At 73.6% G+C, this 20,258-nt stretch carries 16 protein-coding genes and 1 pseudogene; 7 read left to right on the top strand and 10 right to left on the bottom strand.

The window, feature by feature from the left end; all coding sequences use genetic code 11:
• Window positions 1-17 precede the first annotated feature (17 nt).
• Complete coding sequence (locus SYYSPA8_RS03010) at window positions 18-563, bottom strand: carboxymuconolactone decarboxylase family protein (protein ID WP_323445305.1); 546 nt, start codon at window positions 561-563, stop codon at window positions 18-20.
• Between the two features lie 368 nt (window positions 564-931).
• Between SYYSPA8_RS03010 and SYYSPA8_RS03005 the strand changes: the two genes are divergently transcribed.
• From SYYSPA8_RS03005 to SYYSPA8_RS02990, 4 genes are all read left to right on the top strand, one after another.
• Window positions 932-1,507 (top strand): AMIN-like domain-containing (lipo)protein, encoded by a 576-nt coding sequence (locus SYYSPA8_RS03005; protein WP_323445304.1) that lies wholly within the window; start codon window positions 932-934, stop codon window positions 1,505-1,507.
• 538 nt (window positions 1,508-2,045) lie between these two features.
• Window positions 2,046-4,193: an RNA polymerase recycling motor ATPase HelR gene (helR, locus tag SYYSPA8_RS03000; protein ID WP_323445303.1), complete on the top strand. Its 2,148-nt coding sequence runs from the start codon at window positions 2,046-2,048 to the stop codon at window positions 4,191-4,193.
• Between the two features lie 459 nt (window positions 4,194-4,652).
• Window positions 4,653-4,865: a hypothetical protein gene (locus SYYSPA8_RS02995; protein ID WP_323445302.1), complete on the top strand. Its 213-nt coding sequence runs from the start codon at window positions 4,653-4,655 to the stop codon at window positions 4,863-4,865.
• Window positions 4,865-5,539 carry a restriction endonuclease gene (locus tag SYYSPA8_RS02990; protein WP_323445301.1) on the top strand — a complete coding sequence of 225 codons (675 nt, stop codon included), beginning with the start codon at window positions 4,865-4,867 and terminating at the stop codon, window positions 5,537-5,539. The genes SYYSPA8_RS02995 and SYYSPA8_RS02990 overlap by 1 nt, the downstream gene beginning before the upstream one ends.
• Window positions 5,540-5,603: 64 nt before the next feature.
• On the opposite strand, the gene mmsB is transcribed toward SYYSPA8_RS02990, so the two are convergent.
• The 5 genes from mmsB to SYYSPA8_RS02965 all read right to left on the bottom strand — a co-directional run bounded on the left by mmsB (window position 5,604) and on the right by SYYSPA8_RS02965 (window position 11,287).
• Window positions 5,604-6,710, bottom strand: a complete 1,107-nt coding sequence (gene mmsB, locus SYYSPA8_RS02985; RefSeq protein ID WP_323445520.1) for a 3-hydroxyisobutyrate dehydrogenase — start codon at window positions 6,708-6,710, stop codon at window positions 5,604-5,606.
• Entirely contained in the window at window positions 6,658-7,041 is a 384-nt protein-coding gene (locus SYYSPA8_RS02980; RefSeq protein WP_323445300.1) for a cupin domain-containing protein, read from the bottom strand. The genes mmsB and SYYSPA8_RS02980 overlap by 53 nt, the downstream gene beginning before the upstream one ends.
• A gap of 29 nt (window positions 7,042-7,070) precedes the next feature.
• Window positions 7,071-8,498: an FkbM family methyltransferase gene (locus SYYSPA8_RS02975; protein ID WP_323445299.1), complete on the bottom strand. Its 1,428-nt coding sequence runs from the start codon at window positions 8,496-8,498 to the stop codon at window positions 7,071-7,073.
• Entirely contained in the window at window positions 8,498-10,102 is a 1,605-nt protein-coding gene (locus tag SYYSPA8_RS02970) for an HAD-IIIC family phosphatase (RefSeq protein WP_323445298.1), read from the bottom strand. Before SYYSPA8_RS02970 ends, SYYSPA8_RS02975 begins: the two co-directional genes overlap by 1 nt.
• Before the next feature lie 279 nt (window positions 10,103-10,381).
• On the bottom strand, window positions 10,382-11,287 hold the full coding sequence (locus SYYSPA8_RS02965) for an AraC family transcriptional regulator (RefSeq protein ID WP_323445297.1): 906 nt from the start codon (window positions 11,285-11,287) through the stop codon (window positions 10,382-10,384).
• 145 nt (window positions 11,288-11,432) lie between these two features.
• Here SYYSPA8_RS02965 and SYYSPA8_RS02960 point away from each other — a divergent pair, with 145 nt between their 5' ends.
• Window positions 11,433-12,263, top strand: coding sequence for an NmrA family NAD(P)-binding protein (locus SYYSPA8_RS02960; protein ID WP_323445296.1), 831 nt, complete (start codon window positions 11,433-11,435; stop codon window positions 12,261-12,263).
• Window positions 12,264-12,333: 70 nt separating this feature from the next.
• Here SYYSPA8_RS02960 and SYYSPA8_RS02955 read toward each other — a convergent pair whose 3' ends face one another.
• Window positions 12,334-13,176, bottom strand: a complete 843-nt coding sequence (locus tag SYYSPA8_RS02955; protein ID WP_323445295.1) for an AAC(3) family N-acetyltransferase — start codon at window positions 13,174-13,176, stop codon at window positions 12,334-12,336.
• 181 nt (window positions 13,177-13,357) lie between these two features.
• Window positions 13,358-14,812 carry a glyceraldehyde-3-phosphate dehydrogenase gene (locus SYYSPA8_RS02950; RefSeq protein ID WP_323445294.1) on the bottom strand — a complete coding sequence of 485 codons (1,455 nt, stop codon included), beginning with the start codon at window positions 14,810-14,812 and terminating at the stop codon, window positions 13,358-13,360.
• A gap of 361 nt (window positions 14,813-15,173) precedes the next feature.
• Between SYYSPA8_RS02950 and SYYSPA8_RS02945 the strand changes: the two genes are divergently transcribed.
• On the top strand, window positions 15,174-16,523 hold the full coding sequence (locus tag SYYSPA8_RS02945; RefSeq protein ID WP_323445293.1) for a phosphoribosyltransferase family protein: 1,350 nt from the start codon (window positions 15,174-15,176) through the stop codon (window positions 16,521-16,523).
• Window positions 16,524-16,574: 51 nt separating this feature from the next.
• On the opposite strand, the gene SYYSPA8_RS02940 is transcribed toward SYYSPA8_RS02945, so the two are convergent.
• Together SYYSPA8_RS02940 and SYYSPA8_RS02935 are read right to left on the bottom strand one after the other, a co-directional pair.
• Entirely contained in the window at window positions 16,575-17,318 is a 744-nt protein-coding gene (locus SYYSPA8_RS02940) for a TetR/AcrR family transcriptional regulator (RefSeq protein ID WP_323445292.1), read from the bottom strand.
• A 245-nt stretch (window positions 17,319-17,563) separates the two neighbouring features.
• Window positions 17,564-19,687 (bottom strand): annotated as a pseudogene (locus SYYSPA8_RS02935) (BTAD domain-containing putative transcriptional regulator); the annotation flags it as partial.
• A 357-nt stretch (window positions 19,688-20,044) separates the two neighbouring features.
• On the opposite strand from SYYSPA8_RS02935, the gene SYYSPA8_RS02930 reads away from it, so the two are divergent.
• Entirely contained in the window at window positions 20,045-20,245 is a 201-nt protein-coding gene (locus SYYSPA8_RS02930) for a hypothetical protein (protein ID WP_323445291.1), read from the top strand.
• Window positions 20,246-20,258 lie beyond the last annotated feature (13 nt).

Here is a 20,258-nt window from a genome sequence, read left to right as displayed (position 1 = left end):
GGGGTTGGGGGCCCGTGTCAGGCCTCGCTGTACGAGCCCCGGTAGCCGCGCGCCACGATCCGCTCCGCCGACCCCCGGTAGTAGTCCGCGTCCGGCACGGTGGTCGCCAGGCCGCTGACATAGCGGTTGTACAGGCAGAACGCGGCGGCGATCAGTACGGTGTCATGGATCTCGGTGTCCCCGGCGCCCTCCGCGCGGGCCGCCGCGACGGCCTCGTCGGACACCGGCGCCGCCGCCGACTGCACCTCGGCGGCGATCCGCAGCAGGGCCCGCAGCAGAGGCGTGATCGGCGCGGTGGCGGGGTCCGCCAGGACCGAGGCCACCAGCCGCTCCCCGCCCGCGAGCTGGGCCGCCGCGAAGGCACTGTGCGAACCCGCGCAGAAGGGTGTGGCGTTCAGCTGCGAGACGTACGCGGCGATCAGTTCCCGCTCCCCCCGGCTGATCGGGGACGGGCCGCGCAGCAGGATCTCGGCGAGGTGGTTCAGCGGCTCGCCGGTGTCCTTGCGGTGCGCCATCAGTCCGCTGATGCCGGGCAGGTCGTTGTCGAGGGCGATATGGGCCACGAGGACTCCTGATCGAGGAAGACGAGAGAAATACGGGAAACGAGGGAACGGAGGAATGGGGGGAAGCGGGGGATGTTCCCATGGTCCGTGCGCCCCGCCGCCGGGCCCAACTTCCAGCGTGCTCAGGCCGGCTGCCCGCCGGGCGGCCCGGCGGCCCGTCCGGGGACGTACGGCCTCCCGGGAACACCACTCCCTCTCTTCAACCCCACCGGAAACAGGGCCACTTGGATACCCATGCCACCGGATGAGTACCTGTGCGGATGCCGTCGGATCCCCGGGGCGGGAGGGTAGACGCTCATGACCGGGAGGCGCTGTCACCGCGCACCGTCGGCCTCGCCTCCTTCGACGTCACCTTCTGGAGGTATGCCATGGGACGCTGGGGAAGGGCCGCCACGGCCGTCGCGCTGACGGGCGTCACCCTCGTGGGAACGGCCGGAGCGGCGTGGGCCAAGTGCGGCATCGTGGAGAAGCCCACCGCGACCGCCGGGTGCTCCACCGTGTGGGGCAGCGGCACCGAGTCGGCCACCGAAGCGGTCACCGACCGGCTGGAGAACATCAGGACCGGCCCGCACGCCTGCTTCGACCGTGTGGTCCTCGACATCCCGGGTGCCGACGGCAGGGCCGGCTACCACGTCGGTTACGTCGACGCCTTCCACCAGGACGGCACGGCGGAGCCGATCCCGGTGGCCGGGGGCGCCGTCCTGGAGATCCGGGTCAACGCTCCGGGCTACGACCCCGCCACCGGCCGGCCCGTCTACCCGGGCAGGGCCGGCGAACCCCTGCCGGGGGTGGACATCACGGGATACCGGACGTTCAGGGACACCAGGTTCGGCACGACGGTGGAAGGACAGACCCAGGTGGCCATGGGGGTACGCGCCGAGCTGCCGTTCCGGGTGTTCCGGTACGGCGACCACGTGATCGTGGACGTCGCGCACACCCGGTAGGAGGGACCGCGACGAAGGCCGGCGGTCGCTGCGGCGACGCCCGGTCCCGCCCCCGCGCCGTCCCTCCCGGGAGCCATCCCCCGGCACCCGGGAGGGGCATCCCGCGCGCTGCCCCGCAGGCTCCCGCCCGCTGCCCCCGTGCCGCCAAGGAGGCCCGTACGGTCGCAACGGGCGTGGTGATCGACACCGTGAAGGAAGAGAGGGAGGAGCCGACGCCCTCGTCACCCTGTGAAAGGCTGTCCCTCTGCGGCGGCTGTCAGGGCATGGAGGAACACTCACTCCTTGCCACTCTTAACTTATAGCTCACCGGGGGGCTTGCGGCAAGACCCCGGTCATGCCGCAGAATCGCACGCCTCAGCCAGAACCTGCGGAATTGGGAGATTCACGAAGTGCGTTTGTTGTTGTCGGTTCATGGGTCGTGCGGTGGCGTCGAGCCGGCGGGAGGAATCGCGCCGTGGTCGCGGGCCCTCGGCACCGGGCTGCGGACGTGCGCGCCGCAGGACCTCGCGGGTACGGCCCCCGGATCGGAGCTGATGGCATGAACCCCCTGACCACCAGTGCGTTCGACCTTCCCGAGCGGCTCTCCCCCAAGGCCGACCCGGCACTGATCGCGAGTGACGAGCAGCATTTCGCGGCGATCGCGGAGTGCCTGGAGCAGGCCATCGCCGATCTGTCCGACCGTCTCGACGCCACTCGCAGGGCACCCGGCGGCTTCGGCCAGCAGGCGATGGACCGGGACATCGAGATCCACCGGCTGACCGCTCGTCTGCGCACACTGCGCCGCTTCGGTCTGGACCTGTGCCTGGGGCGCATGGTCGGCGCGGACGACGCGGAGCCCGTGTACGTCGGACGCCTCGGCCTGACCGACAGCGCGGGGCGCCGGCTGCTGCTCGACTGGCGCTCCCCCGTGGCCGAGCCGTTCTTCGGAGCCACCCACGCCAACCCGATGGGGCTGGCGAGCCGCCGCAGATACCGCTGGACCCGTGGCCGGATCAGCGACTACTGGGACGAGGTGTTCACCCGGGACGGGTTCGCCGGGCATGCCGCGCTCGACGACCAGTCCGCGTTCATCGCCAGCCTGGGCACCAACCGGTCGGCCCGGATGCGGGACGTGCTCGGCACGATCCAGGCCGATCAGGACGCCATCATCAGGGCCGGATCCCGTGGCGCCCTCGTCGTCGACGGCGGTCCGGGCACGGGAAAGACCGTCGTCGCCCTGCACCGCTCCGCCTATCTCCTCTACTCGGACCCCCGTCTCGGGCACCGTCGGGGCGGCGTGCTGTTCGTCGGCCCGCACCAGCCCTACCTGGCCTACGTCGCCGATGTCCTGCCCAGCCTCGGCGAGGAGGGCGTACGGACCTGCACCCTGCGGGACCTCGTCGCCGAGGGGGCGGCGGCCGCGGTGGAGCCCGACCCGGCCGTGGCCCGGCTGAAGTCGTCCGCCGCCATGGTCAGGTCGATCGAGACGGCCGTGCGGTTCTACGAGGAGCCGCCCACCGAGGGCATGATCGTCACGACCCCCTGGTCCGGCATCCCGCTGAGCGCCGGCGACTGGGCCGAGGCGTTCGAAGCGGCAGAACCGGGCATTCCGCACAACGACGCGCGCGATCTGATCCGGGAGGCGCTGCTCACGATCCTGGTGGACAAGCACGACGGGGACGCCTCGCCCGACCTGCTCCGCAAGGCCCTGCGGCAGAACCGGGAGCTGGCTGGGGCCCTGAACCGCGCGTGGCCGCTGCTCGAAGCGGCCGATGTCGTCTCTGACCTGTGGTCGGTCCCCGCCTATCTGCGGCTGTGCGCCCCCTGGCTCGGCCCCGACGAGGTGCGCAGGCTCCAGCGCCCGGACGCCCAGGCGTGGACGGTGTCCGACCTGCCGCTCCTGGACGCGGCCCGGCAGCGGCTCGGCGACCCGAAGGCGTCGCTGCGCAAGCGCCGGCACCAGGCCGCGGTCGCCGCCGAACGCGAACGCATGTCCCTCGTCATCGACAGCGCCATCGCGGCCGACGACGACGGTGAGGGCGCGATCACGATGCTGCACGGGCAGGATCTGCGGGACACCCTGGCCGACGAGGCCGCGCTGCTGCGCACCGACCCGGAACCGCTCGCCGGGCCGTTCGCGCACATCGTCGTGGACGAGGCCCAGGAGCTGACCGACGCGGAGTGGCAGATGCTGCTGCTGCGCTGCCCGTCCCGGAGCTTCACCATCGTCGGGGACCGCGCCCAGGCCAGGCACGGATTCACCGAGTCGTGGCGGGAGCGGCTGGAGCGGGCCGGGCTCGACCGGGTCTCCCTGGCCTCGCTGAGCGTCAACTACCGGACGCCGGAGGAGATCATGACGGAGGCCGAGCCGGTCATCCGGGCCGTGCTCCCGGACGCCAATGTGCCGACGTCCATCCGCAGCGGCGGCGTCCCCGTCGTCCACGGGTCGGTCACGGAGCTGGACGCGATCCTCGACACCTGGCTCGCGGCGAACGCCGACGGGGTCGCCTGTGTCATCGGTGATCCCGCGTTCCGGGCGACGCCCCGTGTGCGGTCGCTCTCCCCGGAGCTGTCGAAGGGGCTCGAATTCGACCTGGTCGTCCTCGTCGACCCGGAGAAGTTCGGCGAGGGGATCGAAGGAGCGGTCGACCGCTATGTGGCGATGACCCGGGCGACCCGGCAACTCGTCGTCCTCACCGGTTCCTGATGCCGGCCGGGACGGCGTGACCGCGTCCCGGCACCGCTCTCCCCGGGACCCGTCGCCCGGCACCTCGCGGGCGGCCGGCGGACGGCGCGCGGGCGGCTCCGGCGCACGACAGCGCCGGATGCGCCCCGCCGCCCCGCTGCTTCTCGCCATTCACGGTCGGAGCGTCTCCTGACGGGGTCGGGGCTGTTCAGGCGGGTGGAACCGGTGCGTGGCGCTGTTCGCCACCGGGCGGTGCGCCGATGGCGGTACGGGCGCCGTCGCGTTGGATCTCCCCAGGTCAGCCCCCGCGAGGGTCGGTGCCTGGGGCCCGGCCCGGCAGAGCGGCTCCCCCTGGCTCGATGGAGTCCCCGACCCGCCCGGAGCGATGACAAACCGTCATTTCCTGTCAGTGGCCGCTGATACACCGTATTCCTGGGGGCGGGCCGCACACCGGTGGCCCGCCGACGGGAGGGGAAAGGCATGACGAGGGTTCCGGACGGGTTCCACTCCGTACGCGCGCACATCCGCCGCAATCCCAGGCGCAGGAGCGCGAAGCGGATGAGCGGCTGGACGATCGCCGGTCTGGTGGCCGGTGTGTGGCTGTGGGGTCAGGTGTTCGGGTTCGGTGAGTCCACGGCCTCGACGCCGCCCGCCGATCACGGGCCGGCCGCTTCCACTCCGGCCGGCCGCTGATGGGGCGGCCGCGCCCGCGGCGCCCCCGTGGTGCGGCCGAGGTGGTATCGGCGGCCGTGGTGGCGGTGGCCGTGCTCGTCCTGGCCGTCCGGGCGGCCGCCGCGGCCCTCGGATCCCCGGGGGAGGTACGGGCGGTGCTGCTGCCCCTCGTCCTGGTCGCGGGGGCCGTCGCCGGGTGGCGCCTCAGGCGGGCGGTCTCACGGCGGCGCCGCGCACGCGAGCGGCTGGCCACGCTCCGTATCGACCTGGCCGCGCTGGACGCCATGGACGACCGGTGCTTCGAGTACGCGCTGCGGGATCTGCTGCTCCGCGACGGCTGGCCGGCCCGCAGGGTGGGCGGCGGCGGTGACCAGGCCGCCGATGTCATCGGTGACCACCGGCGGCGGGGTCGGATCGTCGTGCAGGCGAAGCACACCCGCGTCGGCGGGAAGGTGGGGTCGCCGGTGATGTACGCGGTGAAGGGCACGGCCGGCCCGGTGCACCGGGCCGACCACGCCGTCGTCGTCACCAACGGGGCCCTGACCCGTGACGCCATGGCCTGGGGCGACCGGCACGGCGTCCACTGGGTCGACCGGGAGAGACTGCGGCGGTGGGCCGAGACCGGCGCCGCCCTGCACGAACTCCTCCCGCTCGCCGCACGACCCCGCCGCAACCGGTTCAACCGCGCCGCCTGACCCACGCCGCCTGACCCGCGCCGTACGGTCCCGCCAGGGGCGCGGGGGCGCGGGGGGCGCGGGCTCACTCCTCCTTCGTCAGCAGGGCGAAGACCGCCGAGAAGTCCCGCTCCCCGAGCCCTTCCTCGCTCATCCGGGCGTACAGTTCGCGTGCCCGGTGGGTCACCGGCAGGTCCACCGCGTGGGCGGCGGCCGTGGCGAGGGCCAGATCCAGGTCCTTGCACATCAGGATGCCCTTGAAACCGGGCCGGAAGTCGTTCTCGGCGGGACTGGTCGCGAGGACTCCGGCCACCGGCGGGCGGGTGCGCAGGGCCCAGCAGTCCCCGGAGCCGGCCGAGACCACCTCGAAGAGGAGCCGGGGGTCGACGCCGAGGCTCCGGGCGAGGGCGTAGCTCTCGGCGACCGCCGCCATCGAGGTGCCGGCGATGATCTGGTTGGCGAGTTTCACCGAGACGCCCGCGCCGTTGCCGCCGCAGTGGACGATCGTGCGGCCCAGTTCCCCGAGGAGCGGGCGGAGTTCGGCGAGGGTCGCGGCGTCGCCGCCCACCATCACGGTGAGGGAGCCGTCGGCGGCTCCGGCGCTGGAGCCGCTGACGGGCGCGTCGAGCATGCGCACGCCGTGCCTCCCGGCCAGCTCGGCCAGTTCTCTGCTGGTCGGCGGGTCGATGGTGCTCATGTCGACCAGGACGCCGCCCGGCCGCATGGCCGCGAGCGCCCCGTCGGGGCCGGAGAGCGCCGCGCGGACATGCGGGCCGTTCGGCAGCATGGTGATCACGACGTCCGCGCCGGTGGCGGCGGACCGGGCGGAGCGGGCCGTACCGGCGCCGGCCGCGGCGAGCGCGTCGACCGCCTCGGGCAGCAGGTCGTGGACGGTGAGGCGGTATCCGACGGCGAGCAGCCGGCCGGCCATCGGGCGGCCCATGGTTCCGAGGCCGATGAAGGCGACGGTGGTGTCCGGCATCTGTGTTCCCTCCATGCTGTCTGTGTCCTGGGGGTGCTGCGTCCTTGCGGTGCCGTGTCCTTGCCGTGCTGTGCTGTGCCCTTGACGTGCTGTGTCCGTACGGGACGGACTGACCGGCCGACCGGTCTGTCGGAGCCGGCCGGCGCCTCGGGCGGGGTCAGTCGCCGGACGGCTCCAGCCAGATGATGTCGCCGAGGGTGACGGCGAGATGGGTCATGGCGCTGCCCGCGGTGGCACCGTGCCAGTGCTGTTCGCCGGGCGGGCAGGCGACGATGTCACCGGCCCGTACCACCGTGGGCTCCTGGCCGCGCACCTGGACGTATCCCTCGCCCTCGGTGATGTAGAGGAGCTGTCCCCCGGTGTGCCAGTGCCAGTGGTTGCGGGCCCCCGCCTCGAAGCGGACCAGCAGCACGCTGGAGGTGTGGGCGGTGTCCGAGGGGAACAGGTCCGTCAGCAGGGCCTCCCCCGAGAAGACCTTGGCGTACTTCTCCGGCAGCGGCTCCAGAGCGGCCCGGCAGTCGGCGGGGCTGTTGATGATCATGGCGTGGGTGGTCCTTCCTGGTTCCTGATTCAGGGTCGGGGTCGGGGTGTCGTGGTGGCGCGGGCGGCGAGGCCCGCGGGCGTGGGGTCCTCCATCAGGTCCGCGAGGCCCAGCGCGCCGCCGAGCCGCTCGCGGACCCGGGCGAGCAGCCGTACGGCGGTCAGGGAGGTGCCGCCGGCGGCGAAGAAGTCGTCCCCGGCGGCCACCGGGGTCCCCAGCACGTCGGAGCAGGCCGCCACGATCACGGCGAGCACCTCCGGGTCGGCGGGCCGGGAGGGCACCGGAGCCGCCCCCGTGGCGGGAGTGGCCGGGGTGCCGCGCCGGGTCTCCAGCTCCACGGGCGGGTCGTCGGCGCCGAGGAAGTCGTCCAGCGCCTGCCGCAGCCGGTCGTGGGGGCCGGGCGGCACCACCGTCACCAGCGCCGGGGCTCCCGCCGCGGGGGTCACGGCTGTGCCCCGCGGCGGCTGCGGCACCGCGGAATCCCGCCGGACGGCGAGGACGTTGTGGTAGCCGGTGCCGCGCAGCGCGGACACCGTCTCCACCGCGCAGTCGTAGCCGGCGTCCGTGAGCAGCGCGACCAGGTTCGCCACCTCGGACTCGCGGTGCACCTCCATGATGATCTGCCGGATACGTGACCAGTCCCGCGCGACCAGCGACCCGAGGATGTCGGCCTCCGCTCCCTCGGCGTCCAGTTTCAGCAGGTCCACATCGGCTCCGCCGAGCCTGTCGAGCACGTCGCGCAGGGCGATCACAGTGACCCCGGCGGTGCGTGCGCCCCGCATCCGTTCGCCGGCCAGTTCGCCGGCCACCTGGGTGCCGGCCCGGGTCCCGGTGTCGACGGCCGTGTCGATGGCGGCGCTGATCGCGGCGTGGTCGGCGGCGTCCTCCGCGTGGAGGCCGGAGTAGACGGTCGCGCCCGGGTAGACGGTCATGGCCGCCGTGCCGGCGGCGCCGCCCACCGCCCAGGGCAGGGCGACCACGGGCAGGCCGAGTGCCAGGACGTTGGCGGCGAGGGCGGTGAAGGCGTCCGGGGAGGGTTCGAAGGCGTAGACGGTCGCCCCGGGGTGGGCCCGGGTGAGGAAGAGCGAGCAGACGCCGATGTTGGCGCCGATGTCGAGGATCACGGGCCGGGCCGGCATGCGCAGGCCGACGGGGGCGTACACCCGGTCCTGGAAGATCTCCTGGTACAGGTAGTCGGTCTCGTAGCCATTGAGTTCGTAGAGCGGGGTGCCGTCCGGGAGGGTGCGGCGCGGCAGGCCGCAGGGGGTGTCCTCGACCCACACCGTGGCGAGCACCCGGTCGCCTCCGGGTGCGGGGCCGGTCTCGACGGCGGTGACCCCGTTCTGCGTACGCAGGAAGTCGCGCACCCGGTGGGCGGCCTGGGCGGCTGTGCGACTGCGGGTCCGGCCCCGCCGGATCAGGGACTGGGGGGTGAGGGAGGAGGGGCGGTCGGGCATCAGGGCCTGGCTCCTTCGACGGGGGTGGGGGCGAGCCGGGACACGGGGACGGCGAAGACCAGGTCGGTCAGGGGGTCCTCGTCCCGCCCGGTGGGCGCGGGGTCCGCCGAGCCGTGGCGGCGGAGGAACTCCAGGGCCGGTCCGTTGCGTCCGGTGCGCCGGAAACGCACCCGTAGTGAGGGGGACGGACCGTCCTCGGCGACGGCCGTGAAGAGGGCCTCGGCGACGCCCCGGTCCAGGGCCCGGCAGCTCATCGCGAAGCAGTCCACGTGGGTGGTGCCGTCGTCGCCGGGCGTGGCGACGGCGGCGGCGATGGTGCCGTAGTCGCCGAACCGGTCCCGCAGCCGCGCGGTCCAGGCGGTGGCGGCGGGGCGCCGCAGCAGCGCGGGCAGATCGGCCGCGCCCGCCGTCGCCGAGGTGAACTGGTTCGTCCTGGCGAGGAGCTGGCCGATACGGGGCAGGTCGGCGGGGCCGGCCCGGTCGACGGCGACGACGGTGCCGAGCCGTTCGTTGAGGAGGGCGGTGTCGGTGGCACCGGCGCCGGCCTCGCGCCGCAGTGCGTCGGCCCGGTAGCCGTCGTTGCGTGTGCGGTCCTCGGCGGTGGAGAAGAACCGGTCCAGCTCCCAGCAGTGCCGCAGCACGGCCGGCGGGTCGGTCCCGGGGCCGACATGGACCACGGCCACCTCCGGCAGGGCCTCGGCGACCTCGGCGCACACGTACGGGTCGTCGTCCACGAGGACGAAGGCGTCCACGCCGAGGCGCAGCTCGTCGGCCAGCGAGAGGATGCTTTGGGACTTGGGTTTCCAGTCGACGCGGGCGGCGACGAAGTGCTCGCGCGTCAGCAGCAGGTCGCGGGCACGTTCCGTGAACACCCGTTCGACACTGTCCGGGTCGTTGCGGCTGGCCAGGGCGAGGACGAAGCCCTCGTCGTGCTTGTGCCGCAGGAACCGCCGCACCTGCGCGAAGTGGCCCCCGAGGTCCAGGTCGGCGGGGGCGCGGTCGCCGCACGCACCGCCCCACAGGGTCTCGTCGCAGTCGGCGACGATCACCTTGCGGGGGCGGGCGAGAGTGGAGTGGACGACCCGGGCGATGCCCACCGCCAGGACGGCGAACGCCTCGTCGGTGTAGGGGATGTGGGCGATGTCGGCGGCTTCGGTGTCGTGGACGTCGTGGCAGCCGTAGGCGGTGAACCAGTCGGCGGCGTCGACGAGGGCGAGACCGGGGACGTCCCTCAGCCCGGCGAGGAGCCGGGCGGGCGCGGGCTCGCGTCCGGGGTGTTCCACGCCGGGCTCGGGCGGGTCGGGGCAGAGGACGAACACGGTCGGCGTGCCATGAGCTGCGGCGAACTCCCGGGCCGCCGCGACGAAGGCGTCCACGCGCTCAGGGGAACCGGCCCAGTCCGCGGTGCGGACCAGTCCGGCGTTGATTCCGGTGGTGTTGCGGGCGAAGTGGCCGGACGGCGAGAGCAGTTGCTCCACGAGTTGCCCGTACGGCGCGGACTCGACGCGGTGCGGGGCCTCGATGTGCTCCAGAGCGTCGCGTAACAGGGGTGGCAGGGGGTCGGCGGTGAAGGTCGCGGCCACGGCGACGAGGTCACGGGTCATACCTCAAGAACGGATCACCGGGGAGACCCGTTCAGACGTTCTGCGGCGGCGCGGTGCGGGGCGGGGCGGTGTGTGGCCGGTGTCCTGGCGCCATCGGGTGGCCCGGCGGGCCGTCAGCCTCCGCGAATGGCACCGCCGGCGCCCGGGGGCCGGCCCGGGTTGGCCGGATCACGCTCCCGTTCCCGTGCCACGCGGGCCCGTGACATGTCCTCACCCCGGGGCGCCCGCCGCCGGGTCCACCGTGTCCGTCGGGCCCTGGGACCTGCGACGTCCGCCCGATCAGGGGGACGGGACCGGTGTGCACTCCTCAGCGGCCCGGCCCCCGGTGGCGACCGTACGGGACCCTCCCCGGTAGGCGGTGGGGCTCACCCCGTGGACCCGCTTGAACGCGGAGCTGAAGCCGAACGCGTCCGCGTACCCGACCTGGTGGGCGACCGCCGCGACGGTCGCAGCCGACCCGGTCAGCAGATCGGCGGCCAGGGCCATCCGCCAGTCGGTGAGATAGGTCAGCGGGGGCCTGCCCACCAGGTCGGCGAAGCGCTGCGCCAGCGCCGTGCGGGACACCCCCGCCTCGCGGGCCAGAGCCGCGAGCGTCCAGGCCCGGCCGGGGGCCGCGTGCATCGCCCGGAGCACCGGGCCGGTCACCTCGTCGCCCAGCGCCCGAAACCATCCGGGGCACGCCTCTCCCGACTGGTCGAACCAGCCCCGTAACGTGCACACCAACAGCCAGTCGAGCAGCCGGTCCAGCACGACCCGCCGCCCCTGTGGGCGGGTGGCGGTGTCCGCGTCCAGGAAGTCGAGCAGGGGGCCGGACTCCTCGCTGGCGGGCATCATCAGGACGGGCGGCAGGACGGCGAGCAGCCAGCGGGACCGCTCGGCGCGTACCCGGTACGTCCCGACGAGCAGCACCGTCCGGTCGGCGGGCGGGGCGGGCGACCCCGGTGGCCGGTCGGTCAGGAGGAGCGGACCCGGCCCGTGGGTGACGACGACATCGCCGGCCCGCAGCGGCCGGGGGCTGCCGTCGGGTCCCCGGGTGATCCAGCCCTCGCCCCGCAGCGGTGTGCACAGCGTCAGGGACGCCTCGTCGTCGGCGAACCGCAGCGACCACGGCGGCGACAACTCCGTCCGGCTGAGGCCGTCGCCGTCGGCGCGGACGCCCCGGAGAAGATCGTCGAACGGATCCATGGAGTTCACGATAGCCGCCGGGACGGACACCGGCGGCCCGTGAACGTGCCCCGGACGGCCCCCTGGGCACGCCGGGACGATCACGCATGATCCGTGGACGACCGGCCATGTCCCCCGCTCCGCCGGGGCGGTTGAGTTGCCGAACATGACAACACATAAGCAGACGATTCTGGTTCTGGGAGCGACGGGGAAGACCGGGAGCCGGCTGGTACGCACCCTGCGGGCGCAGGGCAGATCGGTCCGGGCGGCGTCCCGCTCCGGCGAGTTCCGGTTCGACTGGTTCGACGAGGACACCTGGCAGGCCGCCCTCGACGGGGTGACGGCGGTCTATCTGATGGTTCCCGACGACCCGGCCCCGGTACCGGTGTTCGTCCGGCGCGCGACCGAGGCGGGCGTCGGCCGCTTCGTGGTGCTCTCCGGACGGGGCATGGGTCAGCTTCCCCCGGAGCTGTTCCAGGGGATGGCCGCGGCCGAGCGGGCCGTGCGGGGCTCCGGTGCGCGGTGGTCGATCATCCGCCCGAACAACTTCAACCAGAACTTCGAGGACGTGTGGCTGCCCCAGCTGCGGTCGGGCCGGCTCGCCCTGCCCACCGGCGGGGTGGGGGACCCCTTCATCGACGCCCAGGACATCGCGGACGTCGCGGCGGTCCTGCTGACGTCGGAGGGCCATCACGGCCGGGTGTACGACCTGACGGGCCCCCGGGTGCTCACTTTCGGGGCGGCGGTGGCCGCCATGGCCGAGGCGGCGGGCCGGACCATCGTGTACGAGGAGATCACGCCGGAGCGGTACCAGGAGGAGCTGCGGGAGGGCGGGGTGCCCGAGGAGGTGGCCCGGGAACTCGGGACGATGTTCGAGGTTCTGCGCACCGGGCTCCACACGGGAACGACTGACGCGGTACGGACACTGCTCGGCCGCGAGCCGGTCGACTTCGGCACCTACGCCGCCCGGACCGGTGCGACCGGTATCTGGTCGTGACCGGCGCCTGGTCGTGACCGCGGCCCCGGCACCGGCCCGGTGGACCGGGGCCGGTGCCGGTGCCGACGGGTCAGCCCAGGGGGACGGTCTCCACCGGTCCGCCCGAGGCCGCGTGGGCACAGGCCAGGCACTCCGCGGAGCAGCGGGTCAGCCCCGGTTCGGCGGCCAGCACGGGCGCCACGGCGGCCAGGACCTCGCGGACGGGATGGGCGAGCCAGCGGGCGGCGCCGACGGTCGTGGTCCGGGCGCGGGCGCGGAGCAGGGGTTCCAGCCGGGGGAACCCCTCCGAGCAGGAGCCGACCTCCACCAGCGCGGTGCGGCCGTCCCCGGTCCTCGCCCAGCGCCGGAACAGCCGGCGCCCGGACTGCTGCTCAGCGAGGTGGAGTACGGTCATCCGGTTCAGTCCGACGCCGATGAGCAGGCTCCGTCCGTCCCGCTCGGCCAGCGCGCGCAGCGGGGCGTACACGTCCACCGGGCTCTGGTCGCGGACGAGCGCGGCGGCGTCCGGGCCGACGGCGGCGAACGAGTTCAGCGGATGGCCGCCCCGGTGGACGCCGGGGCGGGCGACGAGGGCGGCGGGGAAGGCCCCGAGGTGGGGGTTGACCAGTCCGCAGCCGGGTGTGTAGACGTCGGGCGCCGCCAGTGGCTCGCGCGGCCACGGCCTGGAGTAGTCGATTCCGTTGCGGGCCGGGCGCATCGGCGGCGACGGCGGTGGCGCCACCCCGAAGTGCGGTTCGGTGAAGGCTGGGACGAGGACGGTGCAGCCCCGGTCGACGAGGGCGTCAGTGAGGGCGTCCGCGCCGCCGTCGAGGGGTTCCCCGAAGGATCGCAGGGCGGCGTGGACCAGGACGGGCCGCCCGGCGAGCCCCAGCTCGTCCACGGCCCGCCCGAGGTGTTCGGCGGTGATCGTCACACTTCCTCCTCCGTGGTGCACGACGGGGCGGCCGACCCGCCCCGGTCCGACCGTACGCCCGGACACGGCGCGGTCCGCCGTCCCGGGGACGGGACGGCGGACCGGACGGTGCTGCGGAGGCGACTCCCCCGGTGCCGGGCAAGCGAGGTGGCTCCCCCGCCGCCGGGCGGCGGAGGCGGCCTCAGGCCAGCGGCGCCGGGTAGGTCGGGTACTCCACGCCGGAGACGTACTGCACGACCCGGATGACCTGGCAGGAGTAGCCGAACTCGTTGTCGTACCAGAGGTAGAGGATCGCGTTGTCGCCGTCGACCTTGGTGGCCCCGGCGTCGACGATCGAGGCGTGCCGCGAGCCGATGAAGTCGCTCGACACCGCGTCGGGGGCGGTGGTGAAGTCGATCTGGCGCTTCAGCGGCGAGGTCAGCGACACCTGGCGCAGGTGGTCGAGGACCTCCTCGCGGGTGGTCTCACGGCCGAGGCGCAGGCTGAGGATGGCGATCGAGACGTCCGGCACGGGGACCCGGATCGAGCTGCCGGTGATCGGGGCGTCGAGGTCGGGCAGGGCCTTGGCGACGGCGGAGGCGGCACCGGTCTCGGTGATGACCATGTTGAGCGGCGCGGAGCGGCCCCGGCGGTCGGCCTTGTGGTAGTTGTCCAGCAGGTTCTGGTCGTTGGTGAACGAGTGGACGGTCTCCACGTGGCCGCGCAGCACGCCGTACTCGTCGGCCATCGCCTTCAGCGGCGGGACGATCGCGTTGGTGGTGCAGGACGCGCAGGACAGGATCTGCTCGTCCGGCTTGATGGTGTCGTGGTTGACACCGTGCACGATGTTCGGGACGTCGCCCTTGCCGGGCGCGGTCAGGACGACCTTGTCGATGCCGGGGCGCAGATGCCTCGACAGGCCCTCGCGGTCGCGCCACTTGCCGGTGTTGTCGATGAGGATGGCGTCCTTGATGCCGTACGCCGTGTAGTCGATCTCCGACGGGTCGCCCGCGTGGATCACCTTGATCTCGTTGCCGTTGGCGACGATCGTGTTGCTCGCCTCGTCGACGGTGATCGTGCCCTGGAACTGGCCGTGGATGGAGTCGCGGCGCAGCAGCGAGGCGCGCTTGACGAGGTCGTCGGCGGCGCGGCCGCCGCTCGGGCGGACGACGATGGCGCGCAGCCGCAGGCCGTTGCCGGAGCCGGCCTTCTCGATGAGGAGGCGGGCGACGAGGCGGCCGATGCGGCCGAAGCCGTAGAGCACGACGTCACGCGGCTCGCTGCGCTCGATCTTGCCGGTGCCGGTGGCGCCGGCGACGGCCTCGGCGGTGAACTCCGCCACGGTCAGGCCGCGGTCGTCGTTCCGGTAGGTCGCGGCGAGCATGCCGAGGTCGATCTGCGACGGACCGAGGTCGAGCGTGGTGAGCGCCTGGAGGAACGGCATCGTGTCGGTGACCGACAGCTCCTCGCCGGCGATCTGCCGGGCGAAGCGGTGGGTCTTGAGGATGCTGACCACCGACTTGTTCACCAGGGAGCGGCTGTGCAGCAGGACGGTGACGTCCCGCTCCCGGTGCAGCTTCCCGATGACGGGGATCATCGATTCCGCGATCTCTTCGCGGTTCTTCCAGTTGGTGAACGAGTCCTCGTTGACAGTCACAGGATCCATCTTTCGAGCTAGGCGTCGCTCATATGTTAACCATCCGTCGCTTTGATCTTTCAAGGGGCGCCACTCGATCGATGCTTTTATTGGCACTTACCCCTTTTGTTCACTTCGTGGTGGCGAACTGGTGATGGCGAACGGTCGGGGACCGCGTCACCCCGGGGCGGTTCACGATGGCGACGCCCTGGAGCCACTCCGGCACTCTCTGTGATCGAAAGGGGGGCGATGGCCGCCGGGGGCTGTCCGGGGCGGGCCGCACTCCTGCGCCGGGCTGCCGGGACGGGCCCGTACGGGGACAATGACCAGGGGACGGCGCGAGCGAGAGGTCCCGGGGGCCGCACTCCACGGGAGGCGGCGCATGCTCTTCATGGACAGGGTCGACGCGGGCCGGCGGCTGGCCGGACGGCTGGGCCCGCTCAGGGAGCGGAGCCCGGTGGTCCTGGGCCTGCCCCGGGGCGGTGTCCCGGTCGCCGCCGAGGTGGCCGAGGCCCTCGGCGCCCCGCTCGACGTCTGCCTGGTGCGCAAGCTGGGCGTGCCCTACCAGCCGGAGCTGGGCATGGGCGCCATCGGCGAGGACGGGGTACGGGTCGTCAACGACGACGTGGTGCGGCGGTCAGGGGTGTCCCCCGCCGAGCTGGCCGCCGTGGAGGAGCGCGAGCGGGCCGTGCTGACCGAGCGGGCGGCCCGGTACCGGGGCGAGCGCCCGCCGGAGCCGCTGGCGGGCCGTACCGTCGTGCTGGTGGACGACGGCGTGGCGACCGGTTCCACGGCCCGGGCCGCCTGCCGTATCGCCCGCGCCCGTGGTGCCGCGCGGATCGTGCTCGCCGTGCCGGTCGCGCCGCCGCGCTGGACGGCCGTGCTCGCGGGTGAGGCCGACGAGTTGATCGCACTGGAGACCCCGGCGGACTTCGCGGCGGTCGGCCAGTTCTACACGGACTTCGCCCAGACCTCCGACGACGAGGTCGTCGGCGCCCTGCGGCGCGCGGCCCGGCAGCTGCCCGGCACCGCTCCACCGCACAACGGAACCGGAACCGGAAACGGAGCCGGAAACGGCATGGGGCGGGTGGATCCGCCGGACACCGAGGTCTGGATTCCGGTCGGGGCCGCCCGGCTGGGCGGGACCCTGGCCGTGCCCGCCGGCGCCACCGGAGCGGTCCTCTTCGCGCATGGCAGCGGCAGCGGCCGGCACAGCCCGCGCAACCGGCGGGTCGCGGCGGGGCTCGGCCGCGCCGGGCTCGCCACCCTCCTCCTCGACCTGCTGACCGTCCCCGAAGCGGCGGACCGGGCCCTGGTCTTCGATACGGAGCTGCTGGCCGGACGGCTGAGCGCCGCCACCCGGTGGCTGCTCGCCCGGCCGGGCTGCCGGGAGTTGGCCATCGGCTACTTCGGTGCGAGTACGGGGGCCGCCGCCGCGCTGTGGGCGGCGGCGGAAACCGGCTCCCCCTGTGCCGCCGTGGTCTCCCGGGGCGGCCGCCCCGACCTGGCCGCCGCCCGGCTGCCCGCCGTGACCGCCCCCACCCTGCTGCTGGTGGGAGGCGCCGATCACCGCGTGCTGGAACTGAACCGGTGGGCCCGCGACCGGTTGCGCTGCGAGAACCGGCTGCTGGTGATCGAGGGCGCCGGCCATCTCTTCGCGGAGCCCGGCACCCTGGAACAGGTCACCGACGCGGCGGCGGAGTGGTTCACCGGGCACCTGGTCCGCCCCTGAGGCACATCCGGGCCATTCACCGCGCCCCGCCCCGCTCTGGCCCGGCCCGGCTCAGCGCAGACGCGGACTCCGGGTGAGCCCCAGCGTCCCGAGCAGATCCTCGATCATCTCCTCGAAGAGCGCGTCGCCGTCCCCGAAGGCGAACGCCAGATGCTCGTGCACGGCCATGGCGACCAGCCCGTAGATCTGCCGCCAGCAGGTGATCATGAGCAGGACGACGCCGAGCGGCAGATCGAGCCCGAGGGAGTCCCGGTAGACCCGGAGCTGGCGGCGGAGTCGGGGCCGGATCCCGGAGTCGGCCCGGCACTCCAGGCCGCCCGACGCGTACAGCTCCAGGAAGATCCGGCCGAACGCCGCTCCCACCTCCCGGGTGAACCGCGCCCCCAGGTCCGGCGATTCGCCGTCGGCCCGGGGGAAGGAACCCCCCATCAGCAGCCCGAACTCGGCCCGGTTCGCCGTCGACCAGTCGAGCACCGCCCGGGTGGCGGCATGCAGACGGGCGCTGAAGTCGTCCGGGTCCTGCCGGCCGGAGGCGCCGGTGATCTCGGCCACGATCTCGGCCGTCAGATCGTCGTACAGCGCCCGGACGAGCCCGCTACGTCCGTCGAAATACCGGTACAGGGCCGGTGGGCTGACGCCGACGCGCCGGGCGACCCCGGACAGGGAGAGCCCGGCCAGGCCCTCCGTGGCGATGATCTCGCGGGCCGCGAGCCGTGCGTCCCGGGCGAGTTCGGCCCGCAGCCGCTCACGGCGTGATCCCGCGCGCCGGGCGTATCCGCTCTCCTTCTCCACCATCGTTCTCCAGGCTGGTCCGCTGTCGGTGTCGGCCCCTACGGAAGGAGTGACGCTCCCGACAGGGGTCATGGGGGACTTGCGTCGACGGCTTCTCCTGTAGTTAATGGTTTTCACACAATTCAGGGTCTTCACGGACAGTGCATCCGTGTCCCCTGGACGCGCCGCGCGTCCGTACCTCCTTCACGGGGGAGGGGGTACGGACGGGCTCTCCCGCCTCAGGCTCCCGGCAGCGTCAGGACGCCGGGGTCGGACCACTCCCGGGTCGCCGCCCGGACGATCCCCGCCACCTCCGCGTACTGCCCGGCGTGTGCCCCGGATCCGGCGAGGTCCCGGGCGGCCAGGAGCAGATCGACGGCGCGGCCGGGACCGGGACCTGCCGCCGCCTGCCGGGCGCAGGCCAGGAGGGGGCGGGCCTCCGACTCCAGCCAGTCGAGGGCCGTGCGGCGGTCGGGGAAGAGAAGCCCCCTGTGCCCGGCGGGCTCCGGAAGAGGCCCCAGCGAGTCGCCGGCGAACGCCCGCGCGGCGGTGGCCAGATAGAAGTCGAGCAGACGGGAGAGCGCGGCCGCGCGCTCGTCCGGGGTGTCGTCGCGTTCGGCGCGGGCACGCGCGTAGAGACGGGTGAGGTCGTGGCAGTGGTAGCGGCCGGGGGCGGCCGACTCCAGGAGCGAGGTGTCCACCAGCGGCTCCAGGACGTCCTCGGCCTCGAACGGGCCGAGGTCGAGCAGGGCCGCCGCCGCTTCGAGGGAGATGTCGGGCCCTTCGGCGAGCCCGAACAGCCGGAAGGCACGCGCCTGTTCGGGCCCCAGCCGCTCATAGGCGATGTCGAGAGCGGTTCTGACGCCGAGGCCGCCGGTCTGGAACTGGTCGAGCCGGCGTCCGCCGGCCCTGAGCCGGGCCGCCAGGCCGGAGACGGTCCAGGTGCGGTGGGCGGCCAGCCGGGAGGCGACCAGCCGGATGGCCAGCGGGAGGAAGCCGCAGGCGGTGACGGTGTCGAGGGCGGCCTCGGGCTCGGCCCGCACCCGCTCCTCGCCGACGATCCGGGTGAAGAGCTGGAGGGCCTCCCCCGGCGGCAGCCCGTCGAGGCCGACGAGGTGCGCCCCGGCGAGATCGGTCAGCCGGGCCCGGCTGGTGATCAGGGTGGCGCAGCCGGCGGTGCCGGGGAGCAGCGGCCGGACGTGGGCCGCGTCCCGGGCGTCGTCCAGGACGAACAGCAGCCGCCGCTCGTCGAGCGCCGAACGGAAGAGCGCGGCCCGGTCGGCCTCCCCGTCGGGGACGCGCTCATCGGGGACGCCCAGTGAGCGCAGGAACGCGCCGAGGGCGGCGGCCGGTTCGACGGGGCGCCTGTCCCAGCCCCGGAGGTCGATGTAGAGCTGGCCGTCGGGGAAGCGGGACCGGAGCGCGTGGGCGGCGTGGACGGCGAGGGCGCTCTTGCCCACCCCGGCCATGCCGGTGACGACCGACACCGCAGGCACCCGCAACGAGGGGTCGGCGAGCCGGTCGGCCAGCTCCCGTACCTGGTCCGACCGGCCGGTGAAGTCCGGTACGTCGGCGGGGAGCTGGGCGGGCCGGATGTCGGCGCGGACGGGCGGCGGGGCCGATTCCGGCCGCTTCAGTCCGTCGTCGGCGCGGAGGATCCGCTGCTGGAGCCGGGCCAGCTCGGGCCCGGGGTCGACACCCAACTGTCCGACGAGCACATGGCGGATGTCCGCGTACACCGCCAGGGCCTCCGCCTGCCGGCCGCTGCGGTAGAGCGCGAGCATGAGCAGTTCGCGCAGCCGCTCGCGCAGTGGGTGGGCGGCGGTCAGCACGGTCAGCTCGGAGACGGCGTCGGCATGGTCACCCGCCTCCAGGTCGAGATCGAGGCGGGTCTCCAGGAGCTGGAGCCGCCACTCGTCCAGCCGGGTGCGCTGGCGTTCCGCGAACGGGCCGGGGACGTTCGCCAGCGGCTCCCCGTCCCACAGCCCCAGCGCCTCGGAGATCAGGGCACGGGACAGGTCGCGGTCCCCGGCGGTCCGGGCGCGCTCGGCCCGCAGTGCCAGGTCCTGGGCGACGAAGAGGTCGACGGTGTCCCACGGGACCCGGATGGCATAGCCGCCCGCTTCGCTCACCAGGGTGGTCGCACCGAGGATCTTGCGCAGCCGGGAGACGTAGGTCCGGGTGCCGGCGACGGCCTGCGAGGGCGGCTCGTCGCCCCACATGGCGTCGATCAGCTCCGAGACGGTGACATTGCGGCCCTCGCGCAGCAACAGCATGCACAGCAGGGCTCGTTGCTGAGGGGAGCCGGCCGGCAGGTACTCCCCGTCACGCCGGACACGCACCGGTCCGAGCACGCTGAAGCGCAGACCCGCCGCATCGCCGTCACCCCACACCCCGCACCCCGCACCCCCGTCGGCACCTCATGGGCGTCTACGAATCGTATATGCGTTACCGCCCCTGATATATCGATCGTATATCTCCTGCGGGAATAGTGGCATCGAGCTTCATGCGGGCGTGCCCAGTCCGGTGACGCATCGACAGGCGGGGCCCTGGGATGGCTTCCCAGGCTGCCTCGCCCTGTCGTCTTTCCTCAACTCTGTTGTTCCGTAGCCTTCTTGGGCTACGGTCGTCGTGTCGCCATGCCCTGAGTGCACCGAGACCCGCTCGCCACGGGTCCTTGACGGCCTCCCGGGCATGCGCGGCGTTCCTCCATCCGGACTGGGCATGCACGCAAGGAGACAACCACGATCATGGATCCGACTCTCATCCCCGCCGCCGTCGCGGCCGGGGCGCTGGTGGCGCTCGCCTACTTCGCCCTCGTCGCCCGGGTGGTCACCACCCTCGCCCGGCACCGCCGGCTCCCGGTGGTGCTCGCCTCGCTCATCGGACTGCTCGGCGTGCTGCCGGCGATCCTGTACGCGCTGAGCCAGACACCGGCCGCGGCCGCCTGACCCGCGGCGCGTC

Source organism: Streptomyces yaizuensis (genome assembly GCF_034961445.1).
GTDB classification, from domain to species: domain Bacteria; phylum Actinomycetota; class Actinomycetes; order Streptomycetales; family Streptomycetaceae; genus Streptomyces; species Streptomyces yaizuensis.
Note: the sequence above shows the minus strand (reverse complement) of the source record. Positions and strands in the feature narration are given on the sequence as shown.